The sequence below is a fragment of the Plantibacter cousiniae (nom. nud.) genome (genome assembly GCF_977070315.1).
The window spans coordinates 667919-685204 of the sequence record NZ_CDRVEU010000001.1 but is presented as its reverse complement, the minus strand read 5'-3'; the positions used below and the strand labels follow the sequence as shown (position 1 = coordinate 685204).

At 54.0% G+C, this 17286-nt stretch carries 15 protein-coding genes and 1 pseudogene; 8 read left to right on the top strand and 8 right to left on the bottom strand.

Annotated elements, in window-relative coordinates; all coding sequences use genetic code 11:
- Positions 1-175: 175 nt before the first annotated feature.
- From ACW55A_RS03175 to pilM, 6 genes are all read left to right on the top strand, one after another.
- The gene (locus ACW55A_RS03175; RefSeq protein WP_498810594.1) at positions 176-1159 is read left to right on the top strand and encodes a DUF1852 domain-containing protein; all 984 of its coding nucleotides are present in this window, start codon (positions 176-178) and stop codon (positions 1157-1159) included.
- Between the two features lie 26 nt (positions 1160-1185).
- A complete protein-coding gene (locus ACW55A_RS03170) occupies positions 1186-2220 on the top strand; it encodes a methionine synthase (RefSeq protein WP_122322852.1) in 1035 nt (344 codons plus the stop codon).
- Between the two features lie 485 nt (positions 2221-2705).
- Complete coding sequence (gene pilL2 / locus ACW55A_RS03165; RefSeq protein ID WP_498810593.1) at positions 2706-3191, top strand: PFGI-1 class ICE element type IV pilus protein PilL2; 486 nt, start codon at positions 2706-2708, stop codon at positions 3189-3191.
- Positions 3184-3987 (top strand): secretin N-terminal domain-containing protein, encoded by an 804-nt coding sequence (locus tag ACW55A_RS03160; RefSeq protein WP_498810592.1) that lies wholly within the window; start codon positions 3184-3186, stop codon positions 3985-3987. The genes pilL2 and ACW55A_RS03160 overlap by 8 nt, the downstream gene beginning before the upstream one ends.
- Complete coding sequence (gene pilV, locus ACW55A_RS03155) at positions 3947-5095, top strand: shufflon system plasmid conjugative transfer pilus tip adhesin PilV (RefSeq protein WP_498810591.1); 1149 nt, start codon at positions 3947-3949, stop codon at positions 5093-5095. Before ACW55A_RS03160 ends, pilV begins: the two co-directional genes overlap by 41 nt.
- Before the next feature lie 31 nt (positions 5096-5126).
- Complete coding sequence (gene pilM / locus ACW55A_RS03150; RefSeq protein WP_103696421.1) at positions 5127-5567, top strand: type IV pilus biogenesis protein PilM; 441 nt, start codon at positions 5127-5129, stop codon at positions 5565-5567.
- A 236-nt stretch (positions 5568-5803) separates the two neighbouring features.
- On the opposite strand, the gene ACW55A_RS03145 is transcribed toward pilM, so the two are convergent.
- From ACW55A_RS03145 to ACW55A_RS03135, 3 genes are all read right to left on the bottom strand, one after another.
- Positions 5804-8233: a TonB-dependent siderophore receptor gene (locus tag ACW55A_RS03145; RefSeq protein WP_498810590.1), complete on the bottom strand. Its 2430-nt coding sequence runs from the start codon at positions 8231-8233 to the stop codon at positions 5804-5806.
- A 121-nt stretch (positions 8234-8354) separates the two neighbouring features.
- Positions 8355-9293 carry a FecR domain-containing protein gene (locus ACW55A_RS03140; RefSeq protein WP_498810589.1) on the bottom strand — a complete coding sequence of 313 codons (939 nt, stop codon included), beginning with the start codon at positions 9291-9293 and terminating at the stop codon, positions 8355-8357.
- Between the two features lie 3 nt (positions 9294-9296).
- Entirely contained in the window at positions 9297-9806 is a 510-nt protein-coding gene (locus ACW55A_RS03135) for a sigma-70 family RNA polymerase sigma factor (protein WP_096115375.1), read from the bottom strand.
- A gap of 871 nt (positions 9807-10677) precedes the next feature.
- Between ACW55A_RS03135 and adhP the strand changes: the two genes are divergently transcribed.
- On the top strand, positions 10678-11688 hold the full coding sequence (adhP, locus tag ACW55A_RS03130; RefSeq protein WP_498810588.1) for an alcohol dehydrogenase AdhP: 1011 nt from the start codon (positions 10678-10680) through the stop codon (positions 11686-11688).
- 361 nt (positions 11689-12049) lie between these two features.
- Here adhP and ACW55A_RS03125 read toward each other — a convergent pair whose 3' ends face one another.
- From ACW55A_RS03125 to ACW55A_RS03105, 5 genes and pseudogenes are all read right to left on the bottom strand, one after another.
- Complete coding sequence (locus tag ACW55A_RS03125) at positions 12050-12118, bottom strand: hypothetical protein (RefSeq protein ID WP_353564647.1); 69 nt, start codon at positions 12116-12118, stop codon at positions 12050-12052.
- Positions 12119-12374: 256 nt separating this feature from the next.
- Positions 12375-13958, bottom strand: coding sequence for a putative bifunctional diguanylate cyclase/phosphodiesterase (locus ACW55A_RS03120; RefSeq protein WP_498810587.1), 1584 nt, complete (start codon positions 13956-13958; stop codon positions 12375-12377).
- Between the two features lie 225 nt (positions 13959-14183).
- A pseudogene (locus ACW55A_RS03115) lies at positions 14184-14912 on the bottom strand (IS3-like element ISPsy29 family transposase); the annotation flags it as partial.
- Positions 14854-15006 (bottom strand): transposase, encoded by a 153-nt coding sequence (locus ACW55A_RS03110; RefSeq protein WP_498810586.1) that lies wholly within the window; start codon positions 15004-15006, stop codon positions 14854-14856. The pseudogene ACW55A_RS03115 and the gene ACW55A_RS03110, both read right to left, overlap by 59 nt.
- A 68-nt stretch (positions 15007-15074) precedes the next feature.
- A complete protein-coding gene (locus ACW55A_RS03105; RefSeq protein WP_498810585.1) occupies positions 15075-16613 on the bottom strand; it encodes an EAL domain-containing protein in 1539 nt (512 codons plus the stop codon).
- Positions 16614-16851: 238 nt separating this feature from the next.
- On the opposite strand from ACW55A_RS03105, the gene ACW55A_RS03100 reads away from it, so the two are divergent.
- A complete protein-coding gene (locus ACW55A_RS03100) occupies positions 16852-17103 on the top strand; it encodes a hypothetical protein (RefSeq protein WP_498810584.1) in 252 nt (83 codons plus the stop codon).
- The last annotated feature ends 183 nt before the right edge of the window (positions 17104-17286 follow it).

Genomic DNA, 17286 nt, shown 5'->3' with positions numbered 1-17286 from the left:
AATATTTTATTGAAATCAATTCGTTTTTATTCATACAGGCTCCCCGCATAAAATGCGCCCAGCTCTTCACGACCGGCAATCTAAAAGCCGTTGCGTGAGAAAACGGAACGATAGCCGCATCTGAAAAGCAATCAGCAGATTCAGATCTGGCGCGACGAACAGGGTGCTAGGCACGATGAACAAAGAATTCACTTTTTCCATCAACAGCATCAGCTTTGATGAACACTACACTCCTTCCGACAATACTCGGATCACGACCAACTTCGCCAATCTGGCCAGAGGTGCGAGCCGTGAGGAGAACTTGCGCAACACGCTCAAGATGATAGATAACCGCTTCAACGCTCTGGCGCATTGGGACAACCCGACGGGGGATCGTTACACGGTCAAGCTAGATATCATTTCCGCTGAAATGAACATCGATGCGCAAAGCCGTGACCATGTCATTCCGTTGATTGAAGTGCTGAAAACGACGATTGTCGATCAAAAAACTGGCGAGCGAATCAACGGCATCGTCGGTAACAATTTCTCCTCTTACGTGCGGGACTACGATTTCAGTGTGCGGTTGCTGGAGCACAACAAGAACCAGTCCGAGTTCAGTACGCCAGAAGATTTTGGCGATTTGCACGGCAAGCTGTTCAAGTCGTTCGTCAACTCAAGTGCCTACAAAGAGCATTTTGACAAGCCGCCTGTGATCTGCCTGAGCGTGTCGAGCACCCGAACCTACCATCGCACAGAGAATCAGCATCCTGCGCTGGGCTTCGAGTACGAGCAAGACGCGTACTCGTTGACCGATGAGTATTTCAAGAAGATGGGCTTGCAGGTTCGCTACTTCATGCCGCCCAACAGCGCTGCACCGTTGGCCTTTTACTTCTCGGGCGATTTGCTGGGTGACTACACCAACCTTGAGCTGATTGGCACCATCAGCACCATGGACACCTTCCAAAAGATTTACCGGCCTGAGATCTACAACGCTAACTCGGCGGCTGGAAAATCCTATCAGCCGAGCTTGCAGAACCAAGACTTCTCGTTGACTCGAATTGTGTATGACCGAGAGGAACGTAGTCGGCTGGCTGCCGAGCAAGGAAAGTTTGCGGAAGAACAATTCATCAAGCCTTATCAAGCCGTGCTTGAGCAGTGGTCGCTTAGCTGCGCTCTTTGATTATTTAGAAATTAAGGACTTTACGCATGAAAAAACTGTTGCCCACTTCGACAGCTGGCAGCTTGCCTAAACCTTCCTGGCTTGCTCAACCCGAGACACTCTGGTCACCCTGGAAATTACAAGACGATGAGCTGATTGAGGGCAAGCAAGATGCGCTGCGCCTGTCGCTGCATGAACAACAGCTGGCCGGAATCGATATCGTCAGCGACGGTGAGCAGACTCGTCAGCATTTCGTAACGACCTTCATTGAGCACCTTTGCGGCGTTGATTTCGAAAACCGCGAGACGGTCAGGATTCGTGATCGTTACGACGCCAGCGTGCCGACTGTGGTGGGCGCCGTCGCTCGGAAAAAGCCGGTCTTCGTTGAAGACGCCAAATTCCTCCGTCAGCAAACCTCACAGCCTATCAAGTGGGCTCTGCCTGGCCCGATGACGATGATCGACACCCTTTACGATGCTCATTACAAAAGCCGTGAAAAACTGGCTTGGGAATTTGCCAAGATCCTCAACCAGGAGGCCAAAGAACTGGAGGCTGCTGGCGTCGATATTATTCAATTCGATGAACCGGCCTTCAACGTGTTCTTCGATGAAGTGAACGAGTGGGGCGTTGCCACGCTGGAAAGGGCAATCGAAGGGCTGAAATGCGAGACAGCCGTGCACATCTGCTATGGCTACGGCATCAAGGCGAATACTGACTGGAAAAAGACCCTGGGCTCAGAGTGGCGGCAGTACGAAGAAGCCTTCCCCAAGCTACAAAAATCCAGCATCGATATCGTCTCGCTGGAGTGTCACAACTCCCACGTGCCCATGGATCTGATCGAACTGATCCGAGGCAAGAAGGTAATGGTCGGCGCCATTGACGTGGCCAACCATACCATTGAAACGCCCGAAGATGTCGCCAATACCTTGCGAAAGGCACTGCAATTCGTCGATGCCGACAAGCTTTATCCATGCACCAACTGCGGTATGGCGCCCCTGCCTCGTCGAGTCGCCAGCGGCAAGCTGCACGCGCTGAGTGCCGGCGCAGAGATCGTCCGTAGAGAGCTTTTGAACGGACGCTAATCCGCACTGCGCGGTGTCGTACACAGCTTGTGTGAGCGTGAGGCCTCTTTTGATCAACGGTTCACTTTCCCGAAGATGCCAGCCGCTCGTTTTATTTAAGATCTGTCATGTCACTTCTTGGTAATGCCATTGACCCTCTGACGGCGAGCCTCAGAAGGTGCCACCCACATCGCTTTTTTAGCTTAACAACACTGCGTGCTTCGGGTGGTCAAATCCGATGCAAACAGGTGGTCAAGTGCAATGCGAACGCTTGGTCAAGAGAGGTGCAATTTCCCAGCTGAAGCCTGGACCTCGTTGAAGAGCGTTGTGCTCTGATCAACTGACGGCCTGACTGATCAGGAGGGTTGCTACTGCTGCCCTCCCCACCCTCCCTTATCCCCACGCCTGCTCGAATAACCTGAATCGATCCGTTAAGGGTTTAGCAGTGCTTTGCAACCTAAGCGCTGGCACCTTGGCCACCATCAAGAAATGGGGTCAAGGCACACATGATCAGGCAGCTTTCCACACTTTCCATACTCGCGCTGTTCGCCGGATGCACGTCTGTAGCGGACAAACCGGTTGGACCTGCTTTCGACAGCAGCCAGAATCCTGAGCTGCTCTCGCCAGACCTGTATTCAAGTGGCGCCAAGTCAGGTCAGGAGCCGATGGTTCGCTATGGTCGATACGCTCTGGTGAATACCGCTCCAGAGGCCGGGCAGCGTGACCTGATGGCTCAGATCATCGATGTCAGCATTCCGGCCAATATGCACCCTTCCGTCCAGGATGCGATGCAGTATGTGGTCAGCCGCTCAGGCTACACCTTGTGCCCACCGAGCACCGGTCACGTAAACATCTTGTTCACACGCCCTCTTCCTGCTGCCCAGTACAAGCTAGGGCCAATGAGCCTGCGCAACACGCTGCAGGTACTGGCCGGTCCGGCATGGCAGGTCAAAGTCAACGAAGTCAGCCTGCTCAGTCCAACGGGTGGATGAAGCTGCTGCACGGGCGGAGGCTACCGCGGACTCTGCCGGCCGTTATGCGGCTATCCAGCGTAACAATCAGCAGCAAGAACGCCGGGACACAGTGATATTCAGCGACAAACCCTGGGTTTCAACGCAGCCAGTTGTTATGAGACGAGGCATCCCCTCCAAGTATGACTGTGAGGTCGCATACCGGCCTGCTGGCAGTGTCGGAATTGCTGAAATTGCCCAGTACATTTCCAGACAGTGCGAGATCCCTGTACTGGTCTCGCCCGATGCCCTCAATCCAGGTCTGCTGAACGCTAATGCACCCGCTCCGGGGAACAATGCGCCTCCAATCAGCACGGCACCCAACCCTGACAGCCTTGCCGGGTTGCTGCCTGCAGGCATTACGGGCAGCTCCAACCTCGCGCAGGCGTCTCAGGGCAGAAGCTCTGACTTCGCATCGATGCTGACACCGAATCTCGTCAGCGGATTGCGCTACACAGGGAAAGCTTCGGGTCTGCTGGATGATGTCACCTCGCGGCTGGGACTCACCTATCGATTCAATCCCAGCTCACGGTCAGTGCAGGTCAGCTATTTCGATACCAAGGTGTTCGACGTCTACGCATTTGGAGACGTGCAGGAGATCAAAAGCACCGTGAGATCCGGTATGACCACCTCCTCAGGTTCGGGAAGTGGTTCGTCGAGCGGTTCGTCGTCAGGGAGCAGCTCTTCGGGCGTTTCGGGTGACTCGGGCAACCACGCCTGCGACGATTACCCCTCAGATGCTACGCAACACCAACTATCTGCCAGCCAGCTTCAGTGACACAAATGCATTCGGTCAGAGCTTCGTGGTGCTTGCTCGAAGGGTCAACGTCAACCAGCTCGAATCCATCGTGATCACTACCGGTGGACAGGCTATCGATGAGATCGGTACCCGGACGATTGCGGAAAATATGGGTGCGCCGGGTGGCTTCATCCCGTTCAACAACACCGGCGTTATCCAAGGAGTACGAGGCGGCTGGCAACTTGCGCTGAGCAACTATGGGATCAACCCAGGCGTTGGCCACACTGCGAGTGCCTTGTTTCTCCAGGATGGCACGCTCTCCAACGACTACCTGTACCGCAACGCCATCCCAGGAAAGCCTGAACTCAATCGCATGAACACGGCGCTCAGTATGGGAGGAAACAATGTCAACGATGTGGCTGCATTGAACGCCTCTGGAACAGTGACGGTTGGAGGTAATGTCGACACTGCTGGGTCAGTGAACGCCGTTGGCAATGTGAGTGCCTCGGGATCTGTCACAGCCCAGGGGAATGTGAGTGCGTCGGGGAGCGTCACAGCCCAGAGCAACGTTGTCGCTGCAGGCGATGTATACGCACAGTCGGTGAATGCCTCGGCGAACCTCACGGGCGCCGCTGCCCGAATATCAGGAGAGACTGTCACAGGAGGTTGGTTTCGCACTCAGGGCGACACCGGCTGGTACAGCGAAAAATGGGGTGGCGGCTGGTACATGAGTGACTCGGACTGGGTTCGGGTCTACGGCGACAAGAACCTCTATACAGCCGGAAACATCCGGGGTGGGACAGTGACTTCGGAAGGTCGCGCGACCGTCGGTGAATACCTGCAGCTCAATGGCGTTGCAACTGCCGGCACTGCCTGTGCTGCAAACGGCATGGTTGGACGTACCAGCACGGGGCGATCGCTTTCCTGTGATAACCAGGTCTGGGTAGTGAACGGTTCAAGTGCCCCTACCTGTACGGCACAGACAATCAATGGTTACGACGCAAATGACGCGACTACCTACTCCTGCCCAGTCGGATACACCAAAGTCGGGTGGGACACCACTGGCTCCGGCCAACGAAACAGCAGCACTCCGGGAATTGTGATCGGCCAGAACGACTTCGCCACCATTTTCTGTTGCCAGTTTTGAGCAGACTCATAGCAGTCATCGAGGACGTAGAGTGAACATTTACTGGCTTGCAATGGTGGTGATTACAGCAGTGCTCGGAATGCTTTATGACAAGGCCCGCCAGGCAGAAGTGAGCTCCCAAACCGTGGAAGTATCGCTCATTGCTCATAACGTCCTTGTCTACAGAAATGCCCTGGCCGAGTATGCATACGCTCACAAAGCTGCGTCAGGATCGGTGGCCGATAACCAGTTGAATCTGCCCACCTGGTACGCGCGTTACCCTGGCGTGGAGGGAGTGATCGATGCCGGACGAAGTTACGCGTTTTTCGGGTCCCCTCTTCCCGGTCTTGTTTCAGAGATGATCAATTTGACTGGGGGGTCACTGGCCATCGGCACTGCGTCCTCGGGTAGCTTGCTTACACCAAGCTCAAGCTACGTAGGTGTCGCGCTGCCTGCGGCAGTTCCAAATGGAGCAACTGTCGCATACCAGTGAGGAGAGGGTGAAATTTCGCCTTGGCTGTCATCTGCTACAAGCTGCAGGCGCGCTAGCAAATTCATTGATGCCATTGCGAGCAAAAGTGGCCATGAAGAAAAGAACGCCCGAGGAGCGATTAAAAAATGGGAGAGATTCGCTGGTCGACACCATTGAGATTCCATCGGTTCAACTTACCTCGTAAAAAGCGGCTTACCTCTCGGTAAGCCGCTTTTTAGTCAATGGTGTGCATCTGGTCACCAGGAGTATTTAACGCTGGTTAGCAGCGTACGCCGCATCCCTGGGTAGCACTCATAAGAATCGTCACAGGTGGCCACATACTCGGTGTCCAACAGGTTTTGTGCATTGACCGAGACGGTCACGTGTTTGTTGATCGGGTAGCTGGCGCCCGCATCGAACAGCGTGTAGTTGTCGATGTGGTAGGTATTGCCGTTGTCGCCATATAGCACACCGGTGTAACGGGCACCGCCGCCCAGGCTCAAGCCTTTGAGGAGGCTGTCGTTGAAGGTGTAGTTCAACCAGGTGGACGCCATGTGCCTGGGCACGTTGGCCGGGCGTTTGCCTTCGTCACCGCGATTGCTCTTAGTGATTTCGGCGTGGGTGTAGGTGTAGGACGCGATCAGATCCCAGTGCTGATCCAGCCGTGCCTTGATCTCGGCTTCGATACCGCGCGATTGTTGTTCGCCCGACGCAACGGTGAAACCGGTATTCACGCCGCCGAGGATTTCCGTCGTCAGCACATTGGTCTTGGTCAGGTCGTAAGCGGCCAGCGTCATCAGGATGGCGTCGGTGGGCTGGTACTTCACACCCACTTCCCATTGATGCGCCATGCTTGGGTCGAACGCACTGCCGTTGCGGTCCGTGCCGGTGTTGGGGGTGAACGACTCGGCGTAGCTGACGTAGGGGGCCAGGCCGAACTCGGTGAGATAGGTCAGGCCTAAGCGACCGGTGAAGGCATTGTCTTTCTGGTTTGAGGAGGCGCCGACATGGTTGTCCAGGGCGTTGCGAACATAGTCATAGCGCCCGCCGGCCGTGACGATCCAGTGGTCGTCGAACTTGATCTGATCTTGAATATAACCGCCGATCTGTTCGATGGTCTGGTCGTAATCAATCGAGCTCAGGCTGTTGGCGGCGTTGGGACGAGCGATCGCCAGGCCATACTGTGGCGCGTTCTGGTTCAGGCCTGGCGCTTGGGTGCGCCAACGGGAGATAGCGGCATCTTGCCAGGTGTAGTCGACGCCCATCAACAGAGTGTGGCTGAGCGGGCCGGTGGTGAAATCGGCCTGCAATTGGTTGTCCAGGTTGAACGTGTCCATGTGCTGGTCGAAGCGGTCGGCGATCCGCGTCACGTTGCCAGTGTTGGTGTCGACGGCGGTGGGCAGCAGATTCTGGAAGATCAGGTCGACCTGCCCGTAGCGGGCGTTCTGGCGGAACTCCCAGGTGTCGTTCAGCCGATGGCGGAACTCGTAGCCCAGGCTGAATTGTTCCTGGTCCAGATGGTTGAAGCTGTGATCGCCCATCAGTGTGTTGGTGGTGTGGCCATTCGGCGTGCTGTATGCGAACAGCGAACCGCCGTTCGAATCGCGCATGAAGTCACTGAGGAGGGTCAGGCTGGTGTCTTCATCCGGCGCCCAGGTGAGGGACGGCGCAATATACAAGCGGTCGTCTTTCAGCGCGTGGCCGTCCGCATAGTCCACTTGGGTATCTACTTCTCGGGCCAAGCCGACCACTCGGTAGAGCAGGTGTTGATCGTCACTCAGCACACCGCCGATATCAAACTGGCCTTGCAGGCGATCATGGTTGCCGCCGGTCAACTGCACTTCGTTGACGTGATTGGCCTCGGGTTTCTTGCTGGCCCGGTTGACGATGCCGCCCGCATCCCCTTGGCCGAACAGGCTGGAGGCCGGGCCACGTACGACGTCTATGCGGTCCAGTGAGTAGGGTTCGCTGCGGAAAAATGCGTAGCTGTTGTTTTGCTGACGCAGCCCATTGAGGTAGTCACTGCTGGCCTGGCCGTTGAAACCGCGAAGGTACAACCAGTCAAAACCCTTGGGGTCCAGGCCGTAGGCCTCCACCTTGACACCGGGTACGTAGCGCAACGCGTCGGTGACGGTCTGCGCGCCCTGGGCCTGCATTTGCTGGCGAGTTATAACCGAGATCGATTGTGGGATTTCGATGATCGGTGTATCGGTCTTGGTGCCTGCACTGCTGCGGGTGGCCATGTAACCTTCCATCGGGCCAGCGGCCGACTCGACTGCTTTGCCGGTGATGCTGGTGGGGTCTAGCTGCAGGGTTGCGTCCACGACTGGGATCAGCGAGTAGCTGCCGTTACTCAGCAGCACCGCCTGCAATTTGCTGCCGGCCAGCAGTTGGCGCAGGCCTGAGTCCACCGTATAGGCACCGTGTAATCCACGCGAGCGCTGCCCTTGCGCCAGGGAGGGGTCGAACGAAATGTTGACCCCGGCCGTCGCTGAAAACTGCGCCAGTGCGCTGTCGACAGAGCCGGAGGGGATATCGAACAGGCGGGTTTCGGCCGTCTGCGCCCAGGCGGGCGCAGCCACGATGACTGATGTGAGCGGCGCGCTCAGGGCCATGCCGAGAAACGTGCGGCGAACGATGCGGGTGAGTGAAGCGGGTTGTTGAGTGGCTGGCTTGTGTACGGACATACCGTTTCCTTTCGCCCAGTGGCAGTAGAGTAAGAGCGGCGTCTGATGCGCCTCTATCTACCAAGTCGAATGAGAATTTGAATCAACAACCCCCCGTGGGTATTTATTATCTGGCACGTATTCAGACCGACTCCACGCGCGTCCAGTAGCGACTGAAGTAGCGGATGCGCACAGGCAGGGTCGAGGACAGGTTTTCCAGGATGGTATCGATACTGCTCAAGTGAAACGCCCCCGAGATAAGCAGCGCCGCGACCTGCGCTTGGCAGCCCAAATATCCGTGACGGTAGCGCTGGAGTTCAAGGATCAAATCCTCCAGGCGCCAGTTGTTGACGACCAACATGCCGTGGGTCCAGGCTCCGGCATCGGGGCTCGCCGGCTCCACACTACCCACTTGGCCCTGGCTGAACCACACCTGCTGGCCCGCTTCCACCCGCACTGTCGACGTACGGGTTTCGCTGCGCACTTCGACGGCATGTTCAAGCACACAGACCCGAGTTTGAGCGTCTTCGCAACGCACGATAAAGCGTGTACCGAGTGCGCGGATACTGCCTTCGCGGGAGTGCACCACAAAGGGCCGGGCCTGGGCATCGCGCGCGGTTTCGATGAGGATTTCCCCGCTAAGCAATTGCAACTCGCGAAGGCTTGGGCTGAAGTAAATATTCATTGCGGTGGCGGTATTGAGGCGTACCTGACTACCATCTTCCAGGCGCAGGCTTTTGCTTTCACCTATGACAGTGCGCTGGTCTGCCACCAGTGACGGCAGTGCAGTGTTGCGCCAGGCCAACGTGCCGGCACCACCGGCCGCAAGCAATAACGACAGTACCTTGAGCACTTCGCGGCGCTTGACCCGCACGCTGTTGAGCGTTGGCCGAGCGAAACCGGGGCCGACCCGATCAAAGCGTTCCTGCAGTTGGATCAGCCGTTCCCAGGCCTGACGATGCGCGGGCGCACCCTCAAGCCAGCGCCGATGCGCTTCCTGCGTGGCCTCATCGGCGTCATCACATCGCAAGTCGACGTACCAGCGCGCGGCGGCTTCAAGGGTCGCGTGATCCAGTGCCACGCCTTACTCCTCAGTGGCCAGCAGGCAGTGCATCAACGCGCGCACTGCGTGTTTCTTGACGGTGTTGACCGATACGTGCAGCTGTCGGCCGATCTCCACATAGCTCAAGCCGTCCAACTGGGCCATCAGAAAAATCTCCCGAGTGCGAGCGCCCAGACCATTCAAGATCCGGTCGATTTCCAGCAAGGTTTCAATAATCAAAAAGCGTGTTTCCGGCGAGATATCCAGCGCTTCGGGTCGGGAAGCCAGCGTTTCCAAATACGCCTGTTCCACCGTCCGGCGCCGGAACATATCGATCATCAGGCTGCGCGCGATGGTGCTCAAATACGCACGCGGCTCACGCAGTTCAGGCGCCTTGCGTTGGGTCAGAACCCGCATGAAGGTATCTTGAGCCATGTCCGAAGCGTGATCGACACAGTCCAGGCGTTTGCGCAGCCAGCCACACAGCCAGCGATGATGATCGGCGTAAAGGGTATGTACGGTCTGTTGATGCAGGCGGTCGACGGAGGACATGGCTCAAACCTGGAAAGGCTTATATGATAATGAATCTCATTTTCGTGTTTGCTGGATGATTTTGCAAGGCTGTAAATGGGGCCGGCTTCGTCGTTGCGACTGTGAGCCCGTTACGGTAGTGGCTTGGGCCAGTTGCCTAAACGTCAGCTTCTGTCCACCACGAGCGCCACAAACAACAAAAACGTGAAATGCGGATTTTCGACTATTTGAAAGTCGTGTACTTCTAGCACGGATTGCTGCTGAGCTAAAAGCTCAGTGCCATGAGGAAATCTAGTCGGCGAGGTGTGCGACAGCATACTAGGTGCTCACATTACTGCAGAATTGGCCGACGGCCGATTTCGGGTTAAGTATCGCCCGCGTGAATTCATGATCGTCACTTTCTTCTTGCCGAAACCATGTGTGTGATCGGTGTCCCTATCACTATCACTATCACTATCACTATCAAGGCGACCTGTTTTGAGCTGTTCATTCAGCGCCAGGCAAGGATCTAATCGCTGATTCACACCGGTGCTGGTAACGGGGGAGCTCAATGAAACTGAGATTGTTGACCTAGATCAGATCAGCGATTTAGGTGTGCAATTTTTTAGTCTGAGCGCAAGGTGCATTTTGCAAGTTCATTCAGGCAACCGTAGATAAGGAGAGTCCCACTGAGTCGCTCGCTGTGGCGGTGGGTCACAGCCCTTGGATATTTATTGTTGCTATTATTTGCCAGCACCTATTGAAACTCGCTGGGGCGGATGTGATGGGCTACGCTTGCTTCGAAATACGTAACCGTCGTATCGGGAGCCTGGCGCATGACATAACAAGACAAGGACTTGCTAAAGGAAATCGGTCGTGACGCGAGCTCAACAATGAACACAAGGAGATTATCATGAAAGCTGCTGTTGTTACTGAAGGGCATGGTGTTAGCGTGGTCGAAAAAACTCTGCGGCCTTTGAAGCACGGGGAGGCTCTACTAAAAATGCAATGTTGTGGCGTCTGCCACACCGACCTACACGTCAAGAACGGTGATTTCGGCGATAAAACCGGAGTGATTCTAGGTCATGAAGGTATAGGTATTGTCCATGAAGTCGGGCCAGGCGTAACCTCTCTAAAGCCCGGTGATCGAGCCAGCGTGGCGTGGTTTTTCCAAGGGTGCGGGCATTGTGAATACTGTAACAGCGGTAACGAGACCCTCTGCCGCGCCGTCAAGAACTCCGGCTATACCGTGGATGGCGGAATGGCCGAAGAGTGCATTGTAATCGCCGACTACTCAGTGAAAGTGCCCGATGGTCTCGACTCTGCTGCTGCAAGCAGCGTGACCTGCGCCGGGGTCACTACATACAAGGCTGTGAAAGTTTCCAACATTCGCCCCGGGCAGTGGATTGCGATCTTTGGGTTGGGCGGCCTGGGAAATCTAGCGTTGCAGTATGCAAAAAATGTTTTCAACGCGAGAGTTATTGCCGTGGACATTAACGAAGACCAACTGCAATTCGCCAGCGAGATGGGGGCAGATCTGGTCATCAATTCACGTACCGATGATGCCGCGAAAGTTATCCAGGAGATGGTCGGCGGAGCTCACGCGGCTGTCGTAACAGCCGTAGCAAAGACCGCATTCAATTCTGGGGTGCATGCCCTGCGCGCCGGCGGACGCCTGGTTGCAGTTGGGCTTCCGCCTGAAGCCATGAGCCTCGATATTCCTCGGTTGGTGCTTGACGGGATTGAGGTGGTTGGCTCGTTGGTCGGCACGAGACAAGACCTCATTGAGGCCTTTGAGTTTGCTGCACAAGGTAAGGTGGTACCCAAGGTAACATTGCGCCCGATCGAGGATATCAACGAGATTTTCGACGAAATGCAGCAAGGTAAAATCAAAGGTCGTATGGTTATTAATCTAAGCAGCTAAAAGGCGAATGGCAGCCGCATCCCCCCCGGTGTCAGCTAGATAATTTCACTCACGCCAACGCTGTACTTATGCGGATTCTCGAGCGGTATGGACGACCCTGACACCGTTACCAGCACATAGGAAAGAGAATGACCGAAGAAGAAATGCGTCAAGCACTGTTTGGCTCGGTCGAGTCAACAGTGCGCTTAGCCGCTCCACAGGCCCAGCCAAATGGAGTCAACAACCAATCTGCGAAAGCAGCTTCGAAGCGAAAGATGGCCAAGAATTTTGTACCAAAGCTCGTGGTAACGTTGCGTGTAGGTAGCGAGTATGAAGGCACGACGGAGTTGATAACACACGAAGCCGATACGCTCAGCCACCTTCAGGCTGAGGTAGATGCTATGAAGATTGCACGCAAGAAATACAGGTACGTGGAGCTCGTATCGGTCAAGCCCGCTAGGTAGATCTGCTAATTACAGGCAGGGGATCAGTGTTTCACTTTGAAGGTCGGTGAATCCTCAGGCCGCTGGCCGCGCCGGTCGTAAAGGCGGATGGTGCTGAGATTTACCAGGATCAACTCTAGTGGTGACTAAGACCAGCTCCGCGTGCGGTGCTGAAGTTCTCGCCGAGAGGGATGGCGACGTAGAGCTGGCCATCAATCAGGCCAAGTAACGCAAAATTGATTAACTCGCTTATTCTGCAGGAACCTAAAGACCAGTAGGGCATAGAACGCGTTGTCGCGGGGCGGCTATGTCGTTAGCTGCCTTAGGCCTCCCATAAAGGTACCCCTGAGCATAATGACAACCATTCTGCGCTAGCCATTCCGGCAGGTCGGGCAGGTGAAAATCCTCAATACCTTCAGCAGTCACTCTCATCTGGAGGCTTTTAGCCATTCCCAAGATTGCCTCGACCATAGGTAAATGCTCAAGCTTGCCGGCTTCAAAAAAAGACCGGTCAATCTTGATCTTGTCGATGGACAGCCGCGTCAAATGATACAGGCCTGAATAGCCCATTCCAAAGTCATCGAGGGCTACGACAATGCCGTACGCGTGGAGCGTACTAAGGTTTCGTTGTGCGGCTTCGAGATTTCCCACAAGAGCCTCCTCAGTGATTTCCACCTCAAAACGTTCGAATGGAAATTTCTCCTGCCTAAGCTGATCCAGAAGGCAATCAGGAAACGACTCATCGGTAACCATGGCAGCGCTGACGTTAAGCGATAAATGCAGTGAGCCATCCCACGCCCTTGCCGCTTGGCAGGCTTGCTTGACCAGCGAGCGCGTCATGACCGGAATGAGCCCCAGACGCTCGAGTTGCGGTATAAAGTCCGCGGGCATTCCTGTGGTGCCATCAGCCTTGATCCAGCGAGCAAGAATTTCGTAACCCACAACCTTTTGCGAGGGCAGGGCCACGATTGGCTGATAGAAAGGAACAATTTCCTCTTTTTCCACCGCCATGATCAGTGCAGCCTCAAGATCTTGTTGAGCCAACCTCTCTTGTTCGTACGCGCAGTCGTAAAAATTGAAGGAAGAACGGCCACTATGTTTGCCCCTGTACATTGCGGCATCCGCAAAATGCAGCAGCATTGAAGATTCCTGTGAGTCTGTCCATGAGCGTGCCACACCGACGGTCGCCCCAAGCGGAGCTGGTATGGACACCTCTGGCATAGGCGCGCCTAACAGAGCGATCGTCATCTGCGCGATCTGAGTCAGCTCGCTTTGATCTTTTTGCCCCATGAGCAGGAGGCAGAACTCATCGCCGCCCAGCCGTACGGCCATGCCTTCGTGTTGATTGGCAATGCCCTGTAGCCTTCTAGCTGCTTCAACCAAGGTTGCATCACCGACTGAATGCCCGTGCTCGTCGTTTATAGCCTTGAAGTGATCGAGGTCAATCAGCATTATCGTCAGAGGTGTGTGCCGAGCGAGTTGCTCGCGCAATGCTTCCATGAAAACTCGGCGATTGGTCAGACCGGTCAAAGAATCGTTATTGGCAAGATGTTCAGTTTGAGCTTGGAGTCGCAGCAAACGGCGATGAGTTTTTTGGGTGTTGGAGACCATACGCTTGAGCACAACACTTGGTACGATCATCGCAATCAGCGAAAAGCTTGATGAAGTCAGAACAAACCGCAATCGCTCGCCATCTTCAAAATTGCTATCGTATGGTAGCCCCAGCCAAAGCATGGCATAGGCCTCAAGTTCGAACTCCCAGAGGGTGGCTAGACAGACCACTGTCAGCAGGGTTGCGAACAACAGCAAAGGTAATTGATAGCGGTTGGTACGCAGCAGGTCGGTCATAAGAGGCCTCGCAGGGCCAGGGTGGCTAGAGTGATATCATACAGCCATCAAGCATAAATACATGTACCACTGATCGCATCCCTGGATGCATTTGGTCGACAATTCTTTAGAGGCCTGTTCCCAATCCGGGGGGCAGAGAGAAATCCGAATACAAAAATCCTGACAGTTCCAAAAGCCCTTTTCGGCCGCAGACTGAGCTTTCGTTTTTGAATCGCCCCGGATTCTCTAGACACCTTGCAAGCTCATTGCGTAACGTTTTTCAAACTCTACCGGTGACAGCTGATTGTTGAAACCATGGCGGCGTTTTGGGTTGTAGAACATCTCGATGTAATCGAACACATCACTACGAGCCTCTTGCCGTGAGGTGTAGATTTTCCGCTTGATTCGTTCCCGTTTCAGAAGCTGGAAAAAGCTCTCAGCCACGGCGTTGTCATGACAATTGCCTCGGCGGCTCATGCTGGCAACCAAATTGTTTGCCTTCAAAAAACTGCGCCAATCGGAGCTGCTGTACTGGCTGCCCTGGTCGGAGTGAACCATCACCTCTTGTTTCGGTTTTCGCCTCCAAACCGCCATCAATAACGCATCAATGGCCAAATCACTGGTCATCTGCGACTTCATTGACCAGCCAACGACCTGACGAGAAAACAGATCCAGCACCACCGCCAAATACAGCCAGCCTTCATACGTACGAATGTAGGTGATGTCGGTGACCCAAACCTTGTTGGGTTCCACGACATCGAACTCGCGCTTCAGTAAATTGGGTGAGGCGACCGCTGGCTTACCGCCGTACTTTCCAGGGCGACGTCGATACCCTGTCTGAGAGCGCAGACCTTCAAGACGCATCAACCTCGCCACACGATGCCGACCACAATCTTCACCGACCTCGCGCAGGTCGTCATGGATTTTGCGATAGCCATAAACTCCGCCGCTCTCCAGCCACGAGTGCTTGATCAAGACGCGCCGCCACATCAGCGACAGGCAGCTTCTTTTCGGTCACTTGATTGACCGCTTGGATTTTGAATTCTTCGGGATAACGTGGGTTGCTCATGGCACCTCCTGATGGGCCTCAGTTTAAGGCATGGAGGTGTCTACGAAACCCGGGGCGATTCAAGATGATCAAAGCGCTCGTGGAAAAGTCCTATTCGCGATTGATAACTCCTCAAACTTCATAGCTCTGCTAAAGAACCACCCCTGAGCCAATGCTTCTGGACAGAAAGAAAGGATAGCCTGTCGCTGCGCTTCGGTTTCGATACCTTCGAAAATAATTGGCGCTTTTATAGTTATGGATATCTCATAGATTTTTACTAAAATCATAGCCGCGGCAGAGTCCGTCCCTGCAGATTGAGTGAACGTCCTGTCTATTTTAATCTTGTCTATTTTCAAATTGCTCAGATACGAGAGGCTCGAGTAACCTGTACCAAAATCATCTATGAATACCTGATAACCGCACATTCGAAGGCGGGTTATGCCATCGAAAATCTGATCCATGTTTGCAGTATGACTTTCAAGAATCTCAATTGCAATCTGAGACGGAGCTATTGCATTTTTTTTAGTTTCCTCGATTAACACATCTACTAGATCAGACTTTAGAAGGCTCTCGGTGTCCAGGTTTATGCTTAGGTAAATTTTCTTTGAGCTACGCAACAAGTCTCCGCACTCACCTAAGCACTTCCTAATTATATTTCTGTTTAATTTGAATGCAAGATTGAGCTGGCCGGCTTCTTTAAAAAATACATCAGGCGGCACATTGCCTAGGTCTTTGTCATACCAGCGTGCAAGGGCTTCAAACCCCACCATTTCACCTGTCGCGGCTAATACTATCGGTTGATAGGCAACTTCAATCATGTTTGAATTAATGCCGGCAATGAGTTTCGCTCTCATTGAATGGTGTCGCGCGATATACTGCTCCATGACATACCAGATCAATACGCCTATCAAACTGCCCAAGAAGCTCACAAATAAAATTAGCCCTCTGCGCTCAAAAGAAAAGATACTGTTGTTCAATTGGGCGGTTACACATATATCAAAATGCTCTGAACATTTCTTTATGGTTTGTGTAGTAACGGATTTTTCTGCAAAAATAGTAGATCCAATTTTAAGCATAACAACATGGCCGTCTGGGGAGGTGAGAGCAGCACTCATTCCAGCAGGCGGCGAATCAAAAGCAGCAAAAGCGGTCGGAGACGTGACGACAAAGACATTATTACGCGCTGAGATGTCCATTTTACCTCCAGCTATTGCATAGCTGGGCACCTCTCGCCAAAGGGTAAAATGATTACGCGTTGTAGTACTATTGGCAGGAAGGGTATAGGGTTGCTTTAGTATTCCCCACATAGCAGAACACGTAATATTACTACCCTCGATTCTACCTTCATCTTTGATGAAGCGGTGTTCAAATGCATTCTTCCTAAGGACTGCCAGATCTAGGTTGCTGCAGGGAGATAGCTGTAACGCCTCAAGCTCCACCAGAGCCTCCGTCAAATTAAGCGCTACGCTTTCTGCATGGCTGAGCAATATATTGGCGTAGGCTTCCACCCTGTATTTGTTGTTTTCGAGCCAAAGGAATTGCGCAAACCAAAGCGCTCCGGCAATGCCTGCAAAAGCAAGCATAGTAAATGCAATTAAAGTCCTCCGGTGAAATTTGAAAGGAAGCATCTTACGCTCGCTAGTTTGAAGACACAGGTTAAGATTGAATGGGTGATATCATTTAGGTATTACTTTTTCTGTGCAGTGATACGGTAGTGGGAGCGCTTTTCTCAAGACGTTTTGATACCTGATTTATTTTGTGAAAATTTGCATACTTGTCCTGTATCGACCTGACATGTATGACCTTTAGGCCATTTCGTGGTTCCCACTAGCCTGCGTCATTGCGGCTCAGCTCGTAGGAAAGGCCATGGCTATTATCAAGATCGAGCAGGACACCCCCCAAACCGTGATGCGCATTCGTGACAGGATTGCCGCCGTCACAGACGCGCCCAGCGATCTCTTGGTGAGTTACTACCATACTTTGGCCCTAGGCTGGCTTATGGCCTTGGGCCTAGAAAACGTGATCAGCCCAAGCATGAGCAACACCTTGGAGGCCGAGCTGAAACAGACACATCAGTCTAGGCAGACTCAGGTCCAGCCGATCAGGCCGAGTACCTAGGAATAGATCGATGAGTAAAGTCCACTTGGTGCGCTCCGGATCGACTTCGCCGTACTCCGACATGAGTCCGCGTACTGGTCACGAACTGCGGTCGACCGACGACGAAGAGACGTTCGTCCGCATAAGCACAAACCCGGAGGCTACCTTTCCAGCTTGCATGCGCTGCGCGGCAAAGCTGGGAAG

Coding starts and splice junctions, on each gene's coding strand:
- ACW55A_RS03175 (WP_498810594.1), top strand. CDS start 176: ATGAACAAAGAATTCACTTTTTCCATCAACAGCATCAGCTTTGATGAA.
- ACW55A_RS03170 (WP_122322852.1), top strand. CDS start 1,186: ATGAAAAAACTGTTGCCCACTTCGACAGCTGGCAGCTTGCCTAAACCT.
- pilL2 (WP_498810593.1), top strand. CDS start 2,706: ATGATCAGGCAGCTTTCCACACTTTCCATACTCGCGCTGTTCGCCGGA.
- pilV (WP_498810591.1), top strand. CDS start 3,947: ATGCTACGCAACACCAACTATCTGCCAGCCAGCTTCAGTGACACAAAT.
- ACW55A_RS03145 (WP_498810590.1), bottom strand. CDS start 8,233: ATGTCCGTACACAAGCCAGCCACTCAACAACCCGCTTCACTCACCCGC.
- ACW55A_RS03135 (WP_096115375.1), bottom strand. CDS start 9,806: ATGTCCTCCGTCGACCGCCTGCATCAACAGACCGTACATACCCTTTAC.
- adhP (WP_498810588.1), top strand. CDS start 10,678: ATGAAAGCTGCTGTTGTTACTGAAGGGCATGGTGTTAGCGTGGTCGAA.
- ACW55A_RS03120 (WP_498810587.1), bottom strand. CDS start 13,958: ATGACCGACCTGCTGCGTACCAACCGCTATCAATTACCTTTGCTGTTG.
- ACW55A_RS03110 (WP_498810586.1), bottom strand. CDS start 15,006: ATGAGCAACCCACGTTATCCCGAAGAATTCAAAATCCAAGCGGTCAAT.
- ACW55A_RS03105 (WP_498810585.1), bottom strand. CDS start 16,613: ATGCTTCCTTTCAAATTTCACCGGAGGACTTTAATTGCATTTACTATG.
- ACW55A_RS03100 (WP_498810584.1), top strand. CDS start 16,852: ATGGCTATTATCAAGATCGAGCAGGACACCCCCCAAACCGTGATGCGC.